Source organism: Sphingobacterium sp. PCS056, from assembly GCF_023273895.1.
Lineage (GTDB): Bacteria > Bacteroidota > Bacteroidia > Sphingobacteriales > Sphingobacteriaceae > Sphingobacterium.
The window spans coordinates 5,059,992-5,081,833 of record NZ_CP096883.1 but is presented as its reverse complement, the minus strand read 5'-3'; the positions used below and the strand labels follow the sequence as shown (position 1 = coordinate 5,081,833).

Annotated in this window: 16 protein-coding genes; 9 read left to right on the top strand and 7 right to left on the bottom strand. The window is 35.7% G+C overall.

Annotated elements, in window-relative coordinates; genetic code table 11:
* Positions 1-80: 80 nt before the first annotated feature.
* From MUB18_RS21310 to MUB18_RS21295, 4 genes are all read left to right on the top strand, one after another.
* Positions 81-1,664, top strand: coding sequence for a peptide MFS transporter (locus MUB18_RS21310; protein ID WP_248754571.1), 1,584 nt, complete (start codon positions 81-83; stop codon positions 1,662-1,664).
* A gap of 60 nt (positions 1,665-1,724) precedes the next feature.
* Positions 1,725-3,317 carry a peptide MFS transporter gene (locus tag MUB18_RS21305; protein ID WP_045753218.1) on the top strand — a complete coding sequence of 531 codons (1,593 nt, stop codon included), beginning with the start codon at positions 1,725-1,727 and terminating at the stop codon, positions 3,315-3,317.
* Positions 3,318-3,499: 182 nt separating this feature from the next.
* Positions 3,500-5,266: a peptide MFS transporter gene (locus MUB18_RS21300; protein WP_045753217.1), complete on the top strand. Its 1,767-nt coding sequence runs from the start codon at positions 3,500-3,502 to the stop codon at positions 5,264-5,266.
* A gap of 51 nt (positions 5,267-5,317) precedes the next feature.
* Positions 5,318-6,850, top strand: a complete 1,533-nt coding sequence (locus MUB18_RS21295; RefSeq protein WP_094772830.1) for a peptide MFS transporter — start codon at positions 5,318-5,320, stop codon at positions 6,848-6,850.
* Positions 6,851-6,907: 57 nt separating this feature from the next.
* On the opposite strand, the gene MUB18_RS21290 is transcribed toward MUB18_RS21295, so the two are convergent.
* A complete protein-coding gene (locus tag MUB18_RS21290) occupies positions 6,908-7,909 on the bottom strand; it encodes an acyl-ACP desaturase (protein WP_248754570.1) in 1,002 nt (333 codons plus the stop codon).
* A 186-nt stretch (positions 7,910-8,095) separates the two neighbouring features.
* Here MUB18_RS21290 and MUB18_RS21285 point away from each other — a divergent pair, with 186 nt between their 5' ends.
* The gene (locus tag MUB18_RS21285) at positions 8,096-9,334 is read left to right on the top strand and encodes a cysteine desulfurase (RefSeq protein ID WP_248754569.1); all 1,239 of its coding nucleotides are present in this window, start codon (positions 8,096-8,098) and stop codon (positions 9,332-9,334) included.
* A 15-nt stretch (positions 9,335-9,349) separates the two neighbouring features.
* Positions 9,350-9,769, top strand: a complete 420-nt coding sequence (locus tag MUB18_RS21280; RefSeq protein ID WP_248754568.1) for a SufE family protein — start codon at positions 9,350-9,352, stop codon at positions 9,767-9,769.
* 89 nt (positions 9,770-9,858) lie between these two features.
* Here MUB18_RS21280 and odhB read toward each other — a convergent pair whose 3' ends face one another.
* From odhB to MUB18_RS21265, 3 genes are all read right to left on the bottom strand, one after another.
* Positions 9,859-11,088 (bottom strand): 2-oxoglutarate dehydrogenase complex dihydrolipoyllysine-residue succinyltransferase, encoded by a 1,230-nt coding sequence (odhB, locus tag MUB18_RS21275; RefSeq protein WP_248754567.1) that lies wholly within the window; start codon positions 11,086-11,088, stop codon positions 9,859-9,861.
* Positions 11,089-11,153: 65 nt separating this feature from the next.
* Positions 11,154-13,892: a 2-oxoglutarate dehydrogenase E1 component gene (locus MUB18_RS21270; protein ID WP_045753212.1), complete on the bottom strand. Its 2,739-nt coding sequence runs from the start codon at positions 13,890-13,892 to the stop codon at positions 11,154-11,156.
* A 164-nt stretch (positions 13,893-14,056) separates the two neighbouring features.
* A complete protein-coding gene (locus MUB18_RS21265) occupies positions 14,057-15,325 on the bottom strand; it encodes a deoxyribodipyrimidine photo-lyase (RefSeq protein WP_248754566.1) in 1,269 nt (422 codons plus the stop codon).
* Between the two features lie 204 nt (positions 15,326-15,529).
* Between MUB18_RS21265 and MUB18_RS21260 the strand changes: the two genes are divergently transcribed.
* The 3 genes from MUB18_RS21260 (at position 15,530) to MUB18_RS21250 (ending at position 18,687) form a co-directional block, all read left to right on the top strand.
* Positions 15,530-16,399 carry a hypothetical protein gene (locus MUB18_RS21260; RefSeq protein WP_248754565.1) on the top strand — a complete coding sequence of 290 codons (870 nt, stop codon included), beginning with the start codon at positions 15,530-15,532 and terminating at the stop codon, positions 16,397-16,399.
* An 80-nt stretch (positions 16,400-16,479) separates the two neighbouring features.
* A complete protein-coding gene (locus MUB18_RS21255) occupies positions 16,480-18,318 on the top strand; it encodes a UbiD family decarboxylase (RefSeq protein WP_094772828.1) in 1,839 nt (612 codons plus the stop codon).
* 144 nt (positions 18,319-18,462) lie between these two features.
* Positions 18,463-18,687: a CDGSH iron-sulfur domain-containing protein gene (locus tag MUB18_RS21250; RefSeq protein WP_038696638.1), complete on the top strand. Its 225-nt coding sequence runs from the start codon at positions 18,463-18,465 to the stop codon at positions 18,685-18,687.
* An 870-nt stretch (positions 18,688-19,557) separates the two neighbouring features.
* Here the strand turns inward: MUB18_RS21250 and MUB18_RS21245 are convergent.
* The 3 genes from MUB18_RS21245 to MUB18_RS21235 all read right to left on the bottom strand — a co-directional run bounded on the left by MUB18_RS21245 (position 19,558) and on the right by MUB18_RS21235 (position 21,598).
* On the bottom strand, positions 19,558-20,025 hold the full coding sequence (locus MUB18_RS21245) for an ASCH domain-containing protein (RefSeq protein WP_248754564.1): 468 nt from the start codon (positions 20,023-20,025) through the stop codon (positions 19,558-19,560).
* Between the two features lie 63 nt (positions 20,026-20,088).
* Positions 20,089-20,388: an antibiotic biosynthesis monooxygenase family protein gene (locus MUB18_RS21240; protein ID WP_045754147.1), complete on the bottom strand. Its 300-nt coding sequence runs from the start codon at positions 20,386-20,388 to the stop codon at positions 20,089-20,091.
* A 109-nt stretch (positions 20,389-20,497) separates the two neighbouring features.
* On the bottom strand, positions 20,498-21,598 hold the full coding sequence (locus MUB18_RS21235) for an alpha/beta hydrolase-fold protein (RefSeq protein ID WP_248754563.1): 1,101 nt from the start codon (positions 21,596-21,598) through the stop codon (positions 20,498-20,500).
* Positions 21,599-21,842 lie beyond the last annotated feature (244 nt).

The following is a 21,842-nucleotide window of genomic DNA, read 5'->3' as shown; positions in this document are numbered from 1 at the left end:
CTAATTTAATTCAGCAACTGAATTAAATTAGTATTTTGCAGCACCTTTAGAAACAATCAATAAAAAAACAAACCATACCTATGAATCAATTAAAAGATGAAGCCCTTGTTTCACATTTGGAGCAACTGCAAGTCGATAATATTTTAGTAAAAGGACATCCTGCTGGTCTATTTGTCTTATTTTTTACTGAGATGTGGGAGCGTTTCAGCTATTACGGCATGCGTGCCTTACTAACAATTTTTCTGATAAGTGAAATTGCACATGGAGGATGGGGGTGGAGTAATGAAGAGGCGATGAAGTTGTATGGACTTTACACGGGTTTTGTATTTTTAACACCGCTGCTTGGAGGAGTAATTGCAGACCGTCTGTTGGGTTATAAAAAAGCCATTCTAATTGGTGCGGTAACTATGACTGCTGGCCACGTTGCTATGGCCTTGGAAGGAATTCATACTCATTTTTTCTTCCTTGGATTGATTTTGATGATTTTGGGCAATGGTATGTTTAAACCCAATATTGCCTCCATGGTTGGAAAGCTCTATCCAGATTCCAGTAGTAAGAAAGATGCCGGTTATACCATTTTTTATATGGGTATTAATGGCGGAGCGTTTTTAGGAATGATGCTTTGTGGATATATCGGAGAAAAGGTGGGTTGGCATTTTGGATTTGGTTTAGCAGGTATATTTATGTTCTTGGGCATGTTGCAATTTTTCTTCGCTCAAAAAATATTTGGCATTATCGGTGATACTCCACAGTCGACTAAAGAGAAGGAAATAAAAGAAGTAAAGGATAAGAGTGAGGTAACAACACCAGCACATGTTACTCGCGACAGATTAATTGTGATCGGTATTTTCATGTTTGCAAGCATCATCTTTCACTTGGCTTTTGAACAGGCTGGAGGCTCGATGACTATTTTTGCAAAGAATTATACACAACGTATTTTAGAAGGCCAAACTGCAGTCCTTTTTAAATGGGTCGATGCAGCTTTGACTGTTTTTCCAATTCTTGTTGTATCGGCAGTTTTGTTTGCGTTAGCAAAAAAAATCTGGTTTAAGTATCCCCTTATTGTCATCTGCTCAGGACTGTCATTCGTGATCATCTGGGTGCTTTGCGGTTGGAAATTATATCGAGAATTTAATTCTCTAAGTTCCGAAGTCACTGTATCTTGGTTTCCTATGTTGAATTCATTTTTTATCATCACTTTAGCAACTTCTTTTAGTCGGATTTGGGAAAAGGTATGGAATCCTTCAGGTCCCATTAAGCTAGCATTGGGTTTGGCAATTGTTGGTTTAAGTTTTGCCGCATTATCCTATGGAAGTTTAGCTATACCTCCGGGAGCAAAAACAGCATCTGTTAGTATGATTTGGCTGGTACTGGCTTATTTTTTACAGACCGTTGGGGAACTTTGTTTATCACCCGTTGGGCTATCTTATGTCAGTAAATTATCCCCTCAAAAAGTAATAGGACTTCTATTTGGCATCTGGTATTGTGGAAATGCCATCGCCAATTTTATAGGAGGTTTTATAGGCTCTTACATAGATAATATTACAGCAACACACTCGATGTCTTATTTCTTTGGGATGTTTACCGTTGTTTCTTTTATATTTGCTATTATTTTAGTTTTGTGTAGTTCGGGTATCAAGAAAATGATGCACGGAATTCATTAATTCGATATCTTTTTATTATTTTGCTAAAATTATAACTTAGAGAACCCTATTATTAAATATATGTATCAAGAAAGAGATGAAGCTCTTGTTATCCATTTGAAAAAACAAGGCGTGGATGATAAGATGGTAATTGGACATCCTGCGGGATTATTTGTCCTATTTTTTACCGAAATGTGGGAAAGGTTTAGTTATTATGGCATGCGTGCTTTATTAACACTTTTCTTAATCAGTTCCCTTGCTGATAAAGGATGGGGGTGGAGTAATGAAGAGGCAATGAAACTATATGGTCTTTATACGGGACTGGTTTATTTAACCCCGTTGATAGGTGGTATGATTGCCGATAAATTGACCGGATTTAAAAAAGCCATTTTAATTGGAGCGCTAATCATGACAATGGGGCATCTATCTATGGCTTTCGAGGGAATAAACGCAAATTTCTTTTACGTAGGTCTTGGTTTAATGATTCTCGGTAATGGAATGTTTAAACCCAATATTTCTTCGATGGTTGGTAATCTTTACCCCGATGCAAGTTCTAAGAAGGATGCTGGTTATACCATATTTTACATGGGTATCAATGCCGGTTCATTTTTAGGTATGCTTTTATGTGGATATATCGGAGAGAAAGTAGGTTGGCACTATGGTTTTGGATTAGCAGGTGTTTTCATGTTCTTCGGTATGTTGCAGTTTTATTTTGCTCAAAAGATTTTTGGTGTTATTGGAGAATCTCCAAAAGCGACTAAAGCTTTCCATGATGAAAAAATCAAAAATCATGAAGAGGAACCCGAAGAGGTGATTCCTGCTAATGTGGTCAGAGATCGTTTGATTGTGATTGCTGTTTTGATGATCGCAAGTATTGTTTTCTTTTTAGCATTTGAGCAAGCAGGAGGATCGATGTCTATTTTTGCTAAAGACTATACGCAACGTGTCCTTTCAGGAAATACAGCTACTACTTTCAAATGGATCGATACGATCTTGACCATTGCTCCAATGGTTATTGTGAGTATTGTGTTGCTAACGCTAGCAAAGAAAATCTATAAACAATATCCATTAACGATTATCTTCACAGGAGTTTCATTTATTGTTATTTGGTGTTTAGGTCTATGGAAAGTTTTTAGGGAGTTTGGAGCAACAGAAACAGAAGTAGCTGCTTCTTGGTTCCAGATCTTGAATGCGTTTTTTATTATTTCATTGGCTAATTCTTTCAGTAAATTTTGGGAAAAAATATGGAATCCTTCAGGGCCGGTGAAATTTGCCTTAGGACTTCTTCTTGTCGGTGTTGGTTTTGCTGCATTAGCTTATGGTGCAAGTGAAATTCCGCAGGGAGCTAAGACTGCAACCGTGAGTATGGTTTGGTTAATTATAGCTTATTTCTTTCATTCTACAGGAGAGTTATGCTTATCACCAGTTGGACTATCTTATGTAAGTAAACTATCCCCTAAGAAATTATTAGGTTTGTTATTTGGATTTTGGTTCTGTGCATCAGCTATTGCTAATTTTATTGGTGGATATTTAGGATCCTATATTGATAAAATTACAGCTGAACATTCTATGTCATACTTCTTTATGATTTTTGCCATAGTTCCAGCGGCAACAGCTTTATTATTACTTATTTTAAATCCAGTATTAAAGAAAATGATGCACGGTATAAATTAATCCCATGCTCATTATATATTATTTTAAGAGACGTTTCATTTGAAACGTCTCTTTTTGTTTCAAAAATGAGCTCTTCTAATAGAGATAATACAATTATTCAGTAAAAAATGCGATTGTTTTTTGTTTCTTTGTAGACTATTATTAAAATTTTCAATACGCTTAATTAGATTTAAATTATAGATATGGGTCAAGCATCTAAGGCTTCATTTTCAGAAGGGACTACTTCTGATTTTTATAAATCAAATGTTCTAGGACAACGGTCAGGGTTATTTGTCCTCTTCTTTACCGAGATGTGGGAACGTTTTTCGTTCTACGGCATGCGGGTATTACTTATCCAATTTTTAACTGCTACCGTCATACAAGGCGGATGGGCTTGGAGCGCAGAACAAGCTGGAGCGTTGTATGGTACATACGCGATGATGCTTTACCTAACACCAATATTAGGAGGTATTATTGCTGATAAATATATTGGATCGCGAAAGGCCGTTATTATTGGTTCTATCATCATGACGATTGGTCACGCTGCTATGGCTTTTGATACGCAGGTCATGTTCTTTATTGGTTTAGCATGTTTAGTTATCGGTACAGGCTTTTTTAAACCCAATATGCCGTCAATTTTAGGAGAAATGTATAAAGACTTACCAGAAAAGAAAGATGGCGCTTACACGATCTTTTATATGGGAGTCAATGCAGGTGCATTCTTTGGCATGATGTTATGTGGTTATGTTGCAGAAACACAGGGTTGGCACTGGGGTTTTGGTTTAGCAGGTATTTTTATGCTTTTAGGTACATTGCAGTTTGTATTTGCAAAACCGTTGATGGGCAATTTAGGTGTCTTAGACCAGTCTAAAGAAATGAATAAGGAAGATCAATTATTAGCTGATGCAGATAAGAGAAATCCATTTACTACTCTAGATTATATTTTAATTGCTATTATATCGGTCGTTGGTTTCCTTTATGCTTTTAATGATCCTTTGTCCAAAAATGGCATTATTGATATGTTTAGTGCACTGGATCTGCCATTTTTGAGAGGTCAATATCTGATGATCATTCTTGCTCTGATTCTTTTTATCTATCTGATATCATCGCGTATTAAAAGATACGATAAAATCGTGCGTGATCGCATGATCGCAGTTGTTTTCTTAGCATTCTTTTTGATCTTCTTCTTTATGAGCTTTGAGCAGGGAGCAACATCTCTGGTACTTGTTGCACGTGATAATATAGATCGGAGTTTATCTGGTGGTGCGCTTCAAATTTTTAATATTTTGAATGCCTTGCTGACTGTTGTTCCTTTAGCACTGATATCTTGGGTATTGGTGAAATTGGCAAAAGCTACCTGGAGCAAAATTGCTTTATCAAATATCATCCTTATTATTTGTTTTGTTTTGATATGGGGAGCAGCAATCTGGATGCTGAAAAATGAGTTTTCAAAAGAAGTGTCTGAGATTAAGGTCTCCTGGTTTTCAACATTGAATTCATTCTTTATTATAGCACTGGCTTCTACGGTTTCTAAATTATGGGAATCAAAATACAATCCTTCTGCAGCTATGAAATATGGCTATGGATTGATATTAGTAGCTATTGGTTACTTCATTATTGGATTGGGATCTTGGGGAATAGCAGAAGGAGTTAAAATATCTATGGTTTTTCTAGTATTAACCTATTTGTTTCATACGTTAGGAGAGTTATTCATTTCACCAGTTGGTCTTTCTTATGTTTCGAAACTCGTTCCAGCGCGCATGTTAGCATTTATGTTCGGAATCTGGTATTTAGCCATAGCGATTGCGCAAAAAGTTGCCGCAGTTTTAGGTGGGCAAGTGGAAACCATTCAACAGGAGTATTCGTTAAGTCATTTCTTCTTTTTGTTTACTGCTATTCCAGCAGCTGCAGGTTTATTGGTAATGATACTCAATCCAATCATTAAAAAATTAATGCCTGGTATTAAATAATAAAATGTGATAAAGCTTCCTTTTTAGGAAGCTTTTTTAATAATAATCGAAATGTCAAAACAGGGACAACAAACATTAGAACAGGTTCAACAATTTGAAGGAAAGTATCCAAAGCAGATTTGGAGTTTATTTTTCTCCGAAATGTGGGAACGTTTTTGCTTCTACGGAATGCGTGGAATGCTGGTTTTCTTTATGATCACTCAGCTTAATTTTGCAGAAAAGGAAGCAAATTTACAGTACGGTGCCACACAAGCATTTGTATATGCATTTACATTTATCGGTGGATTATTTGCTGATAAGATCTTAGGATTTAGGAAGTCCCTTTTCTGGGGTGGGACTTTGATGATTGTTGGTAGTGCCTTATTGGCAACAGATCCTCATCAATTTTTCTTTTTTGGACTAGCCTTTATCATTATTGGTACTGGTTTCTTCAAACCTAATATTTCGACGATGGTCGGCGAACTATATCGATCTGATGATAATCGCCGTGATGCAGGATTCTCCTTATTTTATGCAGGTATCAATTTAGGAGCATTCCTCGGAGGTTATATCTGTGTAGCTATTGGAAAAGGATATATGTTAGCTTCCGTTATTGATGAAGCGCATCGTTGGAATGTAGCCTTTGGTTTAGCTGCTGTGGGTATGCTTATTAGTCTTATCAATTTTCATTTTACTAAGTTTCACTTGGGACCTATTGGTTTGAAACCCGGTCATCCAGATGCGATTGTTAAAGTCAAGGAATTGCCAAAATGGGCTGAATATGCGGTATATATAGGTACCTTATTATTAATTCCACTGGTACAGGTTATGGTTTCTAAAACGGAATATACGGATATCTTTATGTATCTGATCGGTCCATTGACACTAATCTACCTATTTTATGAAATGACAAAATTGAATAAGGTAGAAAGAAACAAATTGATTGCAGCTTTAGTTTTCATCTTGTTTTCTATCATTTTTTGGGGTATTTACGAACAAAGTGGTGGTTCATTAAGTATTTTTGCCGCAAAGAATCTGAACGATTCCATATTAGGAGGTTTATTTCATTTAGATCCAAATGGTGTAAACAACTCTGGAGGAGCATTTTTTATTATTATTTTAGCGCCAATTTTTGGGCTTTTATGGATTTGGCTATCAAAAAGAAAAATGGAACCTAATACCATTATTAAATTTGGATTAGGATTTATATTTCTTGGGCTGGGTTACTATGTATTATTTGGAACCAAGTTTTTTGCACAGGATGGTATTGCCTCTTTAGATGTATTCACCTTAGCACTTTTGGTGATCACTGTGGGAGAATTATGTTTGTCTCCTATTGGCTTGTCTATTATGACAAAACTATCTCCGGCCAAGTTGCAAGGGATCATGATGGGGATGTGGTTTTTGGCCAGTGCATACGGACAGTATGTTGCAGGTTTAATCGGTGCAAGCATGGCAGAAGCTCGAGAAGGAGATTCTTTAGCAGATAAATTGATCACTTATACAGATAGCTACAAACAATTGGGTGTCTATTCGTTGATTGCAGGGATTGTTTTAATTGCTTTATCGCCAATCGTGAAGAAACTGATGAGCGGAGTGAAATAATCCTTTACTGATAATTTTTTGATAAAAAAAGCTCGATACTTAATATCGAGCTTTTTTTTATTTCTGATCGTAGATCCATTTAAATTTATATTCTTTTTCTGGGATTTTCATTCTATCTGCCAGTCGTAATAAACGATCAGGAAGTCTCATTAAATAATCTCGTGCTTTTTCTCCTTTTTCGTTTAAGCCGCTCACTTGATCTATCTTCCAATCTGCATTAAGCTCTTTTAAAATGTCAACATAATCAATCGCAGTATAGATATTAAGACGTTGAGCCGCATCAGAGAAGTGTGCAAATGCTTCGCCTTGTGGTTCTCCAGATTCTCTTAAAAATTGAGCTGGCATTACAATTTTCTTGCGCATCATGTCTTCAAAAGCAATCATCACCTCACTCGGATCAACGACCAACGCATGAGATATAAAAGACATATATGCTTTAGCATGACGTGCTTCATCTGCAGCAATTACACCGCACATCTTTGCTAATAACTTATCCCCATTTTTCTTAGATAGCCCAGCTACACGTCTATGAGAAACGTTGGTTGCTAATTCTTGAAAAGAAGTGTAGATAAAGTTACGATAAGGATCGGCACCTGTACCAATGTCAAAACCATCTTTTATTAAATACTGGGTTGATATCTCGAATTGACGCATGTCAATTCTTCCTGATAAATAAAGATATTTATTTAAAAGGTCTCCATGACGATTTTCTTCTGCAGTCCAAGCACGTACCCATCTCATCCAGCCACCTTGTTCATTTTTCTCCACATCTTCTACCATGGTTAACCAGGATTCATAGGTCGGTAATGCTTCTTCTGTAATGGTGTCACCAACTAAAACAGCAACCAAATCATAGGGAAGTTCTCTCGCACTCTCTTGCAAATCTCTAATTTCATCAAAAAATGTATCTCTAGAAGCATCCGGTAGAAAATCTGCTGGTTGCCACATTTCGTCTACAGGCTTTAAATACTCGCTCATCTCATTCAGCATGAACGGTTCCAAGTAGCTCATCACTTCTTTTCTTGAGCCTTCGGGTAAATTTAGAGGTAATTCTTGCATATCAATACAAAGATAATTAAATAGCTTCAATAAAAATTGTATAAAAAGAAAGATTTATACATTTATATTGTAAAAAAAACAGCAATCTATCTCGATGGATAGGTAAGGATTAAATACTAATCTATATTTAAAAAGTAGATAATGAAGACATTTTTATGCTAAAATACTCTTAACTTTGTTCATATCATGGAACAAAAACAATTGAAAGATTTCGATATAGATAAAGTTCGGGCAGATTTTCCCATTTTAAAAAGGGAGGTCAATGGAAAGCCTTTAGTTTATTTGGATAATGGAGCGACTACTCAAAAATCGCAATCTGTTATTGATGCAATTACACACTATTATTCAGATATGAATAGTAATGTACATAGAGGTGTTCATTATTTAAGTCAAATTTCTACAGATGCTTTTGAAGTGACCAGAAGGAGTATTCAGGCTTTTATTAATGCCAAGCATGAGCATGAAATCATTATCACTACAGGTACTACTCATAGTATTAATATTATTGCTACTTGTTTTGGTAAAGTAAATATTGCTGCTGGAGATGAAATCATTATTTCTGCCATGGAGCATCATTCTAATATTGTTCCTTGGCAGATGTTATGCGAAGATAAAGGAGCTCTGTTGAAAGTGATTCCTATGAATGATGCTGGCGAGCTGGATATCAAGGCCTATAAAAAACTTTTTTCAGAAAAAACCAAAATTGCTTCTTTTACTTATGTTTCAAATTCTCTCGGAACAATCAACCCTGTAAAGGAAATGATCGCAATAGCACATGAACATCATGTTCCTGTTTTATTAGATGCGGCTCAAGCAATCCAGCATGTAAAAATTGATGTTCAAGATTTAGATGTTGATTTTCTTGCTTTCTCTGGACATAAGATGTATGGACCGACTGGTATAGGCGTGTTATACGGTAAAGAAGATGCTTTAAATGCAATTCCGCCATATCAAGGTGGAGGAGATATGATTAAAGAAGTTACATTTGAAAAAACAACTTATAATGAATTACCATTTAAGTTTGAGGCTGGAACTCCCAATATCGAAGCAGGTATCTGTTTAAATGCTGCTATCGAATATATTAACGCTATTGGGATCGACGAGATTGCTGCTTATGAGGAGGAGTTATTATCTTACGCACAAGAGCAATTGGAAACTGTACCGGGAATTCGTTTTATTGGTACTGCAGCACATAAAAGTTCGGTTATTTCTTTCCTGATAGATGGTACTCACCCTTATGATGTGGGTGTGATCTTGGATAAATTGGGTATTGCAGTACGTACAGGTCACCATTGTGCGCAACCTGTAATGGATCGGTTTGAAATTCCAGGTACGATTCGTGCTTCTTTTGCATTTTATAATACAAAAGAAGAAGTAGATGCTTTAGTAGCTGGTCTAAAAAGAGCAGCTAATATGTTAGTTTAAAAAATATAAATAGTCATGACTATTAACGAAATACAAGATGAATTAATTGATGACTTTTCTTTTTTTACCGATTGGATGGAAAAATATGAATATATCATTCAATTGGGGAAAGAGGTTCCATTAATCAGCGAAGAACATAAAAAAGATGATTACATCATCAAAGGATGCCAGTCAAAAGTGTGGCTTTTTCCCGAAGTAAAAGATGGAAAAGTGTATTTCACTGCCGATAGTGATGCTATCATTACAAAAGGACTGGTGAGTTTGATGGTAAAGGTGCTATCTGGTCATACAGCAAAAGAAATTGTGGAGGCTGATTTATACTTTATTGATCAGATAGGTCTAAATGAACACCTTTCACCCACTCGTGCTAATGGATTGCTATCGATGGTGAAACAAATGAAATTGTACGCTTTGGCTTTACAGGCGAGGGGATAAAAATATCTTTGAACATTAACGATTGAATACAAAAAAAAATCCCGATGTGAATTGTTCACATCGGGATTTTTTTTGTATAAGCTACTTTATTACACTTCTAATAATAAACGAGCAGGATCTTCTAATAGTTGTTTTACACGTACTAAGAAGCTTACAGACTCACGACCATCAATAACACGGTGATCATAAGAAAGAGCGATATACATCATCGGACGGATGACCACTTGACCATTTTCAGCAACTGGACGTTGAATGATATTGTGCATACCTAAAATAGCAGATTGAGGAGCATTGATAATCGGAGTTGACATCATTGAACCAAATACACCACCATTAGTGATAGTAAATGTACCACCAGTCATTTCATCAATCGTTAATTTATTGTCACGTGCTTTTACAGCTAATGCCCCAATTCCTTTTTCGATTTCATGTAATGACATCGATTCCGCATTTCTAAGTACAGGAACTACAAGTCCTTTAGGAGCAGAAACTGCAATTGAAATATCTGCAAAATCAGAATATACCAATTCGTTTTCTTCGATTCTAGCATTTACAGCAGGCCATTCTTTTAAAGCAGTTGTTACTGCTTTAGTGAAAAATGACATAAATCCAAGACCTACACCATGTTTTTCTTTAAAGGTATCTTTGTATTTAGCGCGTAAATCCATGATCGGCTGCATGTTGACTTCATTAAAAGTCGTTAACATAGCCGTTTCATTTTTTACAGAAACTAAACGTTTTGCAATCGTTTTGCGTAGAGAAGTCATTTTTTCACGACGCTCATTACGAGAACCAGCTACAGCAACCGGAGCAGCAGCTTTCGGAGCTTCTTTAGCAGGCGCAACAGCTTTAGGAGCTACTTGTGCTTTTTCAGCATCTTCTTTTGTGATACGCCCTTCTTTACCTGTGCCTTTAATAGTTGCAGGATCAATTCCTTTTTCTCTTAAAATTTTTGCGGCAGCGGGAGAAGCTGTACCAGCAGCATAAGAATCAGGATTCTCATCAGCTACATTTGCTGTTGCGGCAGGTGCACTCGCTTTTTCTTCAGCAGCAGCAGCAGGTTTTGCATCACCAGTAGGAGCACCACCTTCTTCGATAGTACATACTACAGCACCAATTTCTAAAGTATCTCCTTCTTGAGCAATGATTCTTAAGATACCTGCTTTTTCAGCTGGTAATTCGAAAGTTGCTTTGTCAGATTCCAATTCCGCGATGTTTTCGTCCATTTCAACGTAATCGCCATCTTGTTTCAACCACTGTGACAAGGTTACCTCAGTAATGGATTCACCTACGGTTGGTACTTTAATTTCTAAGCTCATATATAATGTTCTTTACAGACAATTGCGTCTTTTTGATAAAAGACGCAATTGGATAAAAATAGTTTTTATTCGAATGATTTATTTAAAATTTCAGCTTGTTGTGCTACGTGTTGTTTCATGTAGCCTGTTGCTGTACTTCCACTTTCTTTACGTGCAACAAAACCAGTGAAAGCAATTTCGGTATTCATTAGTTTACGACAATAGTAAGACCAAGCTCCCATATTTTCGTTTTCTTCCTGAACCCACACAAATTGAGTTGCTTTATTATATTTTTTGCGAATTGCCTTCAATTGTTCCTCAGGAATAGGGAATAGTTGTTCCAATCTCACAATGGCAATATCCTTACGTTTGTCAACTTCTTGTTTCTCTAATAAATCATAATATACTTTACCAGAACAGAACAATACTCGTTTTACATCTTTTGCGTTTACATTAGTATCATCAATTACTTCTTGGAATGTATTTGAAGTAAAATCTTTTAATGGTGATACTACTTTAGGGTGACGTAATAAAGATTTTGGTGTAAATGCTACTAATGGTTTACGGAATTCGCGAACTTGTTGACGACGTAATAAGTGAAAGTAGTTAGCTGGTGTAGTACAATTTGCTAGGATTAAGTTTTCATTAGCACAAAGCTCTAAGAATCTTTCGATACGAGCAGAAGAGTGCTCTGGGCCTTGTCCTTCCATACCGTGAGGTAATAACATCACTAACCCATTTGAACGCTTCCATTTGGTTTCAGCAGATGATAAATATTGATCCACGATGATCTGTGCACCATTATAGAAATCTCCAAATTGAGCTTCCCATATTGTTAATGCATGCGGATTAGCAGAAGCATAACCATATTCAAAACCTAATACTGCATATTCAGAAAGAAGAGAGTTGTAGATTGAGAATTTGTCTCCACCAGTGATATTTGCCAAAGGTGTATAAGTCTCTTCCGAGTTTTCCAATGTCAATACTGCATGTCTGTGGGAGAATGTACCACGTTGCACGTCTTGACCAGAAATACGAACACGACTTCCTTCATTTAATAATGTAGCGTAAGCCATTAATTCACCCATTGCCCAATCGTAAGAATCTTTTTCAATCATCTTAGCACGATCTTCGAACAAGCGTGAAATTTTACGGAAGAACGTTTTATCAGTTGGAAGTGTTGTAATCTCTTTCGCCAATTGCAAAAATGTCTCATCAGAAACATGAGTTTTGACAGGTGCAAAAGATTCTCCTTTTTTAGCAGGACGTAAACCTTTCCAAGCGCCTGAGAACATTGGAGTTTCTTCTGTTAAGTTAACAACTTCCTTAGATTCCTCTAGTTTTTCTTGTAAAACAGCTTTGAATTCTTTCTCAATTTTTTTAGAGTAAGATTCGTCTATGCTTCCCTCATCAATTAATTTTTTAGCATAAACCTCTTTTGGATTAGGATGCTTTTCGATGAGTTTATATAATAATGGTTGTGTGAACTTCGGTTCATCAGCCTCATTATGACCAAATCTTCTGTAACATAGCAAGTCAATGAAAACGTCAGTTTTGTATTTTTGACGATATTCTACCGCTAATTTAATTGCATATACTAATGCTTCAGCATCATCACCATTTACGTGAAATACAGGAGAAGAAGTTATTTTTGCTACATCAGTACAGTAAGTTCCTGATCTTGCGTCTTTATAGTTTGTTGTAAAACCAATTTGGTTGTTGATAACAATATGAATAGTACCACCAGTTTTGTAACCATCTAATTTAGACATTTGTGTTACTTCGTACACCACACCTTGTCCTGCAATAGCAGCATCACCATGAATAGCAATAGGAGCGATTTTTGAAGAATCTCCCTCATACTTCATGTCAATCTTTGAACGGACCAAACCTTCAACAATCGGATCTACTGTTTCCAAGTGTGACGGATTGGGTGCTAAACTTAAGTGTATTGTTTTACCATCATCGGTTTTAACATCTGTCGAATAACCTAAGTGATATTTAACATCACCACCAAAGTTTACTTCGGGATCTTCAGCATAAGTTTTACCTTCAAATTCTGAGAAAACAGTTTTGTAAGGTTTACCCATGATATTCGTCAAAACATTTAAACGACCGCGATGGGCCATTCCAATAACAAATTCTTGGATACCTAATTCTGAACCTTTTTCAATAACGGCATCTAAAGCAGGAATTAAACTTTCTGCACCTTCTAATGAGAAACGTTTTTGACCTAAGAACTTTGTTCCTAAGAAACTCTCAAAAGCAACTGCATGATTTAATTTATCTAAGATTCTTTTTTTGATGTCTAAAGAATACGTTGGTTTGTTGCGGTCAGCTTCCATACGATCTTGTAACCACTTAATTTTTTCAGGGTTACGGATGTATTTGAATTCTGCACCAATCGAACGACAGTAAGTGTCCTCGATGAGTTGTCTGATATCTTTCAATTTGGCTGGACCTAGGCCAACTTCAACACCAGCATTAAAAATGGTGTCCATGTCTGCTTCAGAAAGACCAAATGTTTCTAATTCTTTTCCAGGGTAATATTTGCGACGCTCACGTACCGGATTTGTTTGTGTAAATAAATGACCACGATCTCTGTAGCCATTAATCATGTTCAATACATTTATTTCCTTTAAAACATGATCTGGTGTTGCATCTGCTGAAACACCAACACTTTCACCTGCGTTTTGACCAAAGTCAAAACCTTCGAAAAATTTTTGCCAGCCAAAATCTACGGATTCTGGATCTTGTTTGTACGCTTGATATAACCCGTCGATATAGCTCGAATCGGCGTTACTCAAATATGTAAGTTTGTCCATCTATTTGAAAAAATATGAATGTGTCAAAGTTAGGAATAAAAATAGAGTTTTAGGTACTGTAATTGATTATTTTAGCGAGGAATATAAATTTTAATGTCGTTTTAATAAAGATTAGAATTATGACGATAAATCATCGATAATCTTTTATTTATTCAAAAAGGACATTAATTTATTTGTCCTAAATAATCTTCTGGAACTTGAATGCCTTTTGGGTAATGCGTGTTAATGAGTTTTAGCCAATCTATCGGCATATTATCTTTCTCGCTTGTGCCTACGCCTGCTATATGTGACCAGTTGCCGTAATTAGTGGCTGGCGAATAATCAAATATATTTTGTTCAAACCAATACGCGCCCTTCAACCAATTGATATTGTATTCTTGTACCAAATAGCTAGAAACAATAATTCGGGCGAAGTAAGGTAAATATCCTGTTTTTTGAAGTAGTTGCATGCTTTGGTTAACAAATTCATTTTCTGTTTCTCCAAATCGCCATTTGTCAAAAAGCAATTGATCGTTCTTACTCATAATCTGCTCTTTCTTAAATCCTTTTTCTTTAAAGAATACATTTGGATATTTTTTTAGCATGAATCTAAAATAATCTCTCCAGAGCAACATATCTATGATTTTATCAAAACGCTTGCTTTTCTTGCCATTTTCTCTTTTTTTGATTTCATGGTATAATTTAATTGGCGATAATGATCCTAAAGCTATAAAAGGTGATAACAATGTGTAATCATGTTCTGAACCTCGTGGATCATCTAATATCATTTGCATCGTCTCCAGACCTAAATCTTCTCCACCTTCGATTAATTTATTACTGACAAGAACAATTTCCTCAGAGCTATAGCCTAATTCTTCTAAAGTGGGAAGGGCTGTTTTTTCTAGATGTGGAGCAGTCATGAAATTAGTTGGATAGTCTGCGGTATTTCGCACAAAACTTTCACGTTCTATTTTCTTTTTGAATGTTGCAAAAGAATTTGGAATATCACGGATCGGAAAAGGTAGATCCTCTTTGTGATATAATGTATGACCAATAATATGTTTTAAATTAATTCTACTTTTCCAGAGTTCTTCCTCAACTTTTTCAGAAATTGTCGTTTCTCTATGAGCAACCTCACGATGATGATACACTTCATCTACTTCATATTTTTGAGCAATACGCGGTATGATATCTTCTGGATATCCGACAAAAGTGATTAAATCACTACCAAGAGATTGTAATTTTTCTTTCAGTGCTTTTACTGTTTCTAACTGAAAAGCAGCTCTTATTACATTGGTATTTAGAAAATCATATTGATTTTTAGCGTAATATCTAGGGTCGAAACAAAATACAGGTATGATAAAGGTACTTTTTGAGGATGCTTCTAAGAATACTTCATTGTCATGAAGCCTTAAATCATTTCTAAACCAAATCAACGCAGCCCTTTTTTCCATACAGATATAATTTTGTTGTACTATTTCCCCCAAGAAAGCATATAGGATGTACAAATATATAAGGTTATTGTTTGTTTTATTGACATTATTGACATATTGACAATAAAAGGACAATAACTAAAAATGTAAAAAAACGGTTTCAATTAAACCTTACTGTATTTTATTTGTTTAATTTGTGATAAAAGAAATTTTAATAATTCATTGATGGATGTATTAATTACAGGTTTAAATACGTATTTGGGAAGACGAGCTGTTAGCCATCTACATAGTGATGAATTTAAGGTTACGGGGCTAGTGCGGAATTTGAAAATTTTTAACAAAAGATTGGATGAATCTGTGACCGCAGATTTATTTGAAATTGATTTATTTAAGACTAACACGCTACCCAAAGATTTTTATCTAGAAGATCTGCAATTAGGAATATACTTTACTCAGGTCCCAGGATTGAACGATCCATTGAATATGCAGATGGAACTTATTTCACTCCGTAATTTTATTGAAGTGTGTAAGCAAAATTCTTGTGATCGAATTGTATACATGGCTCAATTGATGGATTCTTCTTATATAGATGCTATTCAAACATTATTTGAAGAATTTAGGGTCAAATATACGGTGGTATTGAAAAGTAGTGCAATTGGAAAGGGTACAATTTTAAGTGATATTTTTAGCAAATTGGCTAAGAGTAGATATATTCCTTACTGGAACCATATCGGTAGTCTCAAATTTAGCCCCATATCCTTATTGGATGTTTACCGTTGGATTAGGGTAATGCCGTGGAAGCATGATTTTATTAGTGAAGTTATTTATTTAGGTGGGGACGAGTGTTTAGATTATAAGCAACTTTTCTCGCGTTATATGCAAGTAAATCATCCAGGTGGAACGTACCGAACGGTCTCTATTAGCAAGTGGATGGTTAAATTATTTTATACCCGTTTTTACAATATCCATAAAGAAAATTTTGATGAATTTCGACGGATTATGAAGTATGAGTCTGACGTTGACAATACAAGTTGGTCTAGCAAAGTTCATTTTACTTTTACAAGTATGCATCGTAATTTTTTGATTGACAAATAATATTACTGAAGGTGTCATTTAAACTTTATCCTGCCAATTATTCTGTTATTTTTGTAGTAGAATAATAAAAAGAGGGCGTTATGGGGTATAAAAGTTTAGCAGAGTGTGTTGCCGACTTAGAGCAGCATGGACATCTAATTCGTATCAAGGAGGAGGTAGATCCTTATCTTGAGATGGCGTCAATACATATGCGTGTATATGACGTCGAGGGTCCAGCTTTATATTTTGAAAATATAAAAGGTTCTGATTTTCCTGCTGTTTCAAATCTATTTGGCACTTTGAATCGCTCTAAATTTATGTTTAGAGATACACTTGACCATATTAAAAAATTGGTCGATGTCAAAATGGATCCTACATCGGTCTTAAAAAATCCATTCAAATATTTAAGTTCTTCCGCTGTTGCACTAGGAGCGTTGCCCTGGAAAAAGAAAACTAATGCTCCCATTTTATATGGAAAAACAGCAATTAGCAAGCTTCCTCAGATAATTAACTGGCCTATGGATGGCGGAGCTTTTGTGACTATGCCTCAGGTTTATACCGAGGATATTACGAAACCGGGTATTATGCAGGCTAATCTTGGTATGTATCGTATACAGCTTTCGGGTAATGATTATATTCAAGATAAGGAAATTGGTCTACATTACCAATTGCATCGGGGGATTGGTATTCATCAGCAGAAAGCAAATCAATTAGGAAAACCTCTAAAAGTCAGTATTTTCATTGGTGGTCCACCGTCACATCCGCTTTCAGCAGTTATGCCTTTGCCTGAGGGATTATCTGAAATGATTTTTGCCGGAGCTTTAGGTAATCGTAGATTTCGTTATTTCTATGATAAGGAAGGTTTTTGTGTCTCTTCAGATGCTGACTTTGTTATAACGGGTACTGTTTATCCGAATGAAACGAAACCTGAGGGACCATTTGGTGATCATATCGGTTATTATAGTTTGACACATCCTTTTCCATTGATGAAGGTTCATAACGTCTATCACAAGAAGGATCCTATCTGGTCATTTACAGTTGTCGGAAGGCCTCCTCAGGAGGACACTAGTTTTGGTAATTTGATCCATGAAATTACAGGAGCAGCTATCCCTAAAGAGATCAATGGTTTGCAAGCGGTCCATGCTGTAGATGCTGCAGGAGTACATCCATTGCTTTTTGCGATAGGTCGAGAAAGTTATACACCTTATCAAAAAGTAGATCGTCCGCAAGAAATTTTGACTATCGCAAGTCAAGCTTTAGGTAAAAATCAGCTGAGTTTGGCAAAGTATTTATTTATAGCAGCAATTGAAGATGATCCATCATTGGATATTTATAATGTTGCAGGATTTTTTATGCATATGTTGGAAAGAATTGATCTAACGCGAGATTTGCACTTTCATACCAATACAACCATAGATACTCTAGATTATTCTGGAGATGGACTCAATGCTGGATCAAAGGTTGTTTTTGCGGCCGCAGGTTCAAAGAAAAGATCGTTAAGTAAGGAGATTCCGGCTGGTTTAGCGATCCCAAGGCCATTTAACAATGTTAAAATGGCTATGCCGGGAATTGTTGTAGTCGATGGAGCAGCATTTACATCTTATGAACAGGAAGAAACGATCTTAAAAAACTGGTGTGATGCTATGAAAGATGAAGAATTTTCAGGAATTCAGATGATTGTCTTGGCTGATGATGCAGACTTTACGGCAGCAAATGAGAATAATTTTGTTTGGGTCACTTTTACTAGATCAAACCCAGCATATGATATTTACGGTGTCAATAGTTTTACCAAATACAAACATTGGGGTTGTCACGGACCTCTTATTATTGATGCTAGACGTAAACCACACCATGCGCCAGATTTGATTAAGGATCCTGCAGTAGAGAAAAGAGTGGATAATTTAGGGGCAAAAGGCGGCTCATTATATGGGATCATATAAGAGTTTAATAAATCAGGTGTCAGTTATATCATTACAGACCCTAATTTAATTAGATTAAAAGGAACGCTTCTAAATAGCTAGTAAATTGCAAAAAGTCATTTGATTATTCCTAGGTTTGTATAGGAAAATATTTATAAAATAGCTATGTCAAAGACAAAACTTACGATCAATAATAATGGTTCGGTAAAAATAGAAGGTGATTTCGAAATCGTTGATAGAAATGGAGATGCTTATGGTTTACAGGGCAGAACAGTGCTCTCCATCTGTCGTTGTGGATTATCCAAGAATAAACCTTTTTGCGATGGTGCTCATAATGGACATTTTGAACATGAAGCGATCGCTTTCGACCTTCCTCCAAAAAAAGTATAAAAGCGCTGAGTAATCTTAAGGATTAAGATTCTTTTTAATAAAAAACACCCATTTGTGCTTCATTGTTACAAATGGGTGTTTTTATTATATTTATCCTTGTTATGATTATCGATTAAAACTTCAGTCGCAATAATACTTGTTTTTACATCTTTTTAATTTGTTATCCATAATCGTCAAGTCAACGAATATTTTTATTCTATTTCCCATATTCACCTCAAAGTCTTCCGTAATTACTCTATTACAGACCTGTGATCTTATATTTTTTAATGGATATTATGCCATTTGCGTAGACGTGTTGATTTGTCTATTATTTAAGATTGAGAGGTCCAATACGACAGTGATATTGTGTAGTATTACTCAGCATTAAGGCTGCATCATATTGATCAATCATAAAGTTATAATAGTGTAATTATAGAGGGTTCCTATAGGGTTGATATAGGTAAAACTCTATATAACCTCTATTATTCCCGTAGAATAATATAATAAATACTGGCTTTGATAAGAATATGGCTCCAATATGATATTAGCTTATTAAGGTGATCGCATTAATAGAATTATTTATTGCCTGTAAAAGACCATAGTCATACACGGTAGTCTAAGAAGAGCGTCCAAATTTTTCTTGCGAATATGGAATTGCTATTTATCGTTCGGAATAGTAAATGAAAAGATATGGCAAAAAATCTTAGTCGAACGGATCAAGGTTTCTGCGGAGTGTTAGGGATAAGTACATGATCCTGTAAAGGGGGGAGGTTAAAAATCATTAACCAAAGCTATCCGCTTTGCTTATTTCTTCTGTTGTGAATGTTTTGTTGTTTGATCAAGTTCAGGAGGGGACGCTATAAACAACAAAAGCCCAAATTGCTTTGGGTTTTATTTTTTTTGCCAAATTGTCTCAAAGTATTCGCAGACAAGTTTCATGTCCTGAAAAGGTTTTAAGCCGAGATCACTCAGTTCTCTTGTGTAATAATCCCAATGAACCCTTTGCCAATAGCTTAAACTTCTGTCTCCTTCACCTTCAATGAAAGCATATTCAGCTGTGATATCTTTATATTTTACAATCTCTACTTTAACGGTTTTGGTGATTGCTTTGGGCATTCCATGCCAATCGGTGACGATAGACAGGTCTCCGATAGCAGGTAGTTTCTCTTTATTGATTTCCAACCCAGATAAGGAATGTGTTGTAGCTCGTTTAATACCTTTTCGTACAAGTTCGGCACATTCATGTGCATCCTGTGCATTGTCACAAAAGTAATAAGACTGTGGAATTTCTAACTTTTTATATTCCGGCATTTCATGCTGAAATTCCTTCCAGTATTTATTTAAAATGATGTTTCGCATACACTATTTATATTTCTTCTGTAATAGATTGGCCAGATGAACGGTTGCTGTTGTTAAAATCTACTATATTTTTCTATTTAAATCTTCATAGTGCAAAACTTGCGGAAAAGGATCGTAATAGTCATGCAATAAGGTTTTCCATTTTTGGTATTGTGATGACTGACGGAATCCGATTTCATGCGCTTCGACGGAAACCCATTCAACCAATAAGATATATTGATTATCTACTTCTAAACATTTCATCAGTGAATGTTTTATATATCCCTTAATGGAAGATATGTATTGTTCTGCTATTTGAAAATCCAGTTCAAATTGTTTGGATCTTCCAGATTTTACCTTTAATATGGCGACTTCTAATATCACGATTTGTATTTTTTTAGTTCATGTTTCTTTAATTTCAAATAAAGTTTGAAATCTGCTCATATTCTATCAGGGAGAATATGGGCAGATCCCCATTACCCATTAAATGATGTTATTTAAATAACAGCGGTGCTAGTTCGCGCAAGCTACGGCGCCAAGTCTGAAATTCATGTCCAGTATTTGGTGATACGTAAGACACGGCGTTAACGCCAGCTTTTTTCAGTTCATCAACCGCTTGTTTTACTCTATCTGGATTTTCTCTACTGCCAGAACTGAGAAATATCAGTTTTACATCCGGTTTATGAGCTAAATCGGATGCGGCGTATGTACCTCCGCTTAATAATGCGTAGTGTGCGAAGACTTTTGGATTACGTAGTGTGATCATTTTTGTCTCCATTCCACCCATTGATAATCCCGCCATGGCACGGTTTGTCTTATCCGTTAATGTTCTAAAGTTAGCATCGACATAAGGTATTAGTTCTTTAATTAAAACGGTTTCGAATTCTTCGATTTTAAATTCATTGATTTTTCCCCATTTCACTTCATTAGTCATACCATAGGTCATGACAATGATGAATGGTTTTATTTTTCCTTCGGCAATCATATTATCCATGATTAGATTTGCTTTTCCTTGATTAGACCACGCCGTTTCATCTTCACCCCAACCGTGTTGTAGATATAAAACGGGATACCGCTTATTGAGGTCTTTACTATAGCTTGGCGGTGTATAGACAAATGCTCTACGAGAAGTGTTTGTGCTAGGGGAGGGGAATAATATTTGAGATACCTGTCCATGCGGCACATCTTTGACTGCATAAAAATCTTCATCAGGTGCTGGAATTTCTATCCCACTTTCCCAGCGTACAGATCCATAGTAATTCATCGATCCTGGATCGTTGAATTTTCCTCCATCTACCGTAATGTTATAGTAATGGAATCCTTCATCCATTGGACCTTCTGTAGTGCCTGTAAAGAATCCATCATTTTGTTTTTGTAGGACTGTGCCACTTCCTCCGCCTAAACCTAAGCTTACCCTTACACTGTCTGCTTTTGGTGCGTGTATTTTAAATCTGGCGTACCCCTGCGAGTTAACCTGTGGGAAGAGTTGTCCTGGTTGATTAGTTGTTGCTGGTTTAAAATCCTCTTTTAAAGATTGAGCAGATAGCATATTACTGATGAATAAGCCTGAAAGGAGAATAATTAGTTTTGTCATTAGAATAAAGGTCGTTTTATATAATAGGTTGTAATTGTTAACTAAATGTAAGGTTTTTTATTAGCATATGAAAAAACGAAATAAGAAAGATCAGTACTGTTCTAAAAACGTGAAAAAATGGCGATACATACAAATTCTAAAATTTAAGCAGTGAAATTTAAGCCGTTTTCAATTATTTATCAAAGTGAAGATGTCTTTAAGGTTGCTATAAGTTAACATTTTTCTATTTATTTCGTTACCTTGC

Excerpts from the sequence above, each read along its gene's own strand:
- MUB18_RS21280 (WP_248754568.1), top strand. The coding sequence starts at position 9,350 with ATGACTATTAACGAAATACAAGATGAATTAATTGATGACTTTTCTTTT.
- MUB18_RS21250 (WP_038696638.1), top strand. The coding sequence starts at position 18,463 with ATGTCAAAGACAAAACTTACGATCAATAATAATGGTTCGGTAAAAATA.
- MUB18_RS21245 (WP_248754564.1), bottom strand. The coding sequence starts at position 20,025 with ATGCGAAACATCATTTTAAATAAATACTGGAAGGAATTTCAGCATGAA.
- MUB18_RS21255 (WP_094772828.1), top strand. The coding sequence starts at position 16,480 with ATGGGGTATAAAAGTTTAGCAGAGTGTGTTGCCGACTTAGAGCAGCAT.
- MUB18_RS21270 (WP_045753212.1), bottom strand. The coding sequence starts at position 13,892 with ATGGACAAACTTACATATTTGAGTAACGCCGATTCGAGCTATATCGAC.
- MUB18_RS21310 (WP_248754571.1), top strand. The coding sequence starts at position 81 with ATGAATCAATTAAAAGATGAAGCCCTTGTTTCACATTTGGAGCAACTG.
- MUB18_RS21235 (WP_248754563.1), bottom strand. The coding sequence starts at position 21,598 with ATGACAAAACTAATTATTCTCCTTTCAGGCTTATTCATCAGTAATATG.
- MUB18_RS21290 (WP_248754570.1), bottom strand. The coding sequence starts at position 7,909 with ATGCAAGAATTACCTCTAAATTTACCCGAAGGCTCAAGAAAAGAAGTG.
- MUB18_RS21285 (WP_248754569.1), top strand. The coding sequence starts at position 8,096 with ATGGAACAAAAACAATTGAAAGATTTCGATATAGATAAAGTTCGGGCA.
- MUB18_RS21300 (WP_045753217.1), top strand. The coding sequence starts at position 3,500 with ATGGGTCAAGCATCTAAGGCTTCATTTTCAGAAGGGACTACTTCTGAT.
- MUB18_RS21295 (WP_094772830.1), top strand. The coding sequence starts at position 5,318 with ATGTCAAAACAGGGACAACAAACATTAGAACAGGTTCAACAATTTGAA.
- MUB18_RS21265 (WP_248754566.1), bottom strand. The coding sequence starts at position 15,325 with ATGGAAAAAAGGGCTGCGTTGATTTGGTTTAGAAATGATTTAAGGCTT.
- odhB (WP_248754567.1), bottom strand. The coding sequence starts at position 11,088 with ATGAGCTTAGAAATTAAAGTACCAACCGTAGGTGAATCCATTACTGAG.
- MUB18_RS21305 (WP_045753218.1), top strand. The coding sequence starts at position 1,725 with ATGTATCAAGAAAGAGATGAAGCTCTTGTTATCCATTTGAAAAAACAA.
- MUB18_RS21260 (WP_248754565.1), top strand. The coding sequence starts at position 15,530 with ATGGATGTATTAATTACAGGTTTAAATACGTATTTGGGAAGACGAGCT.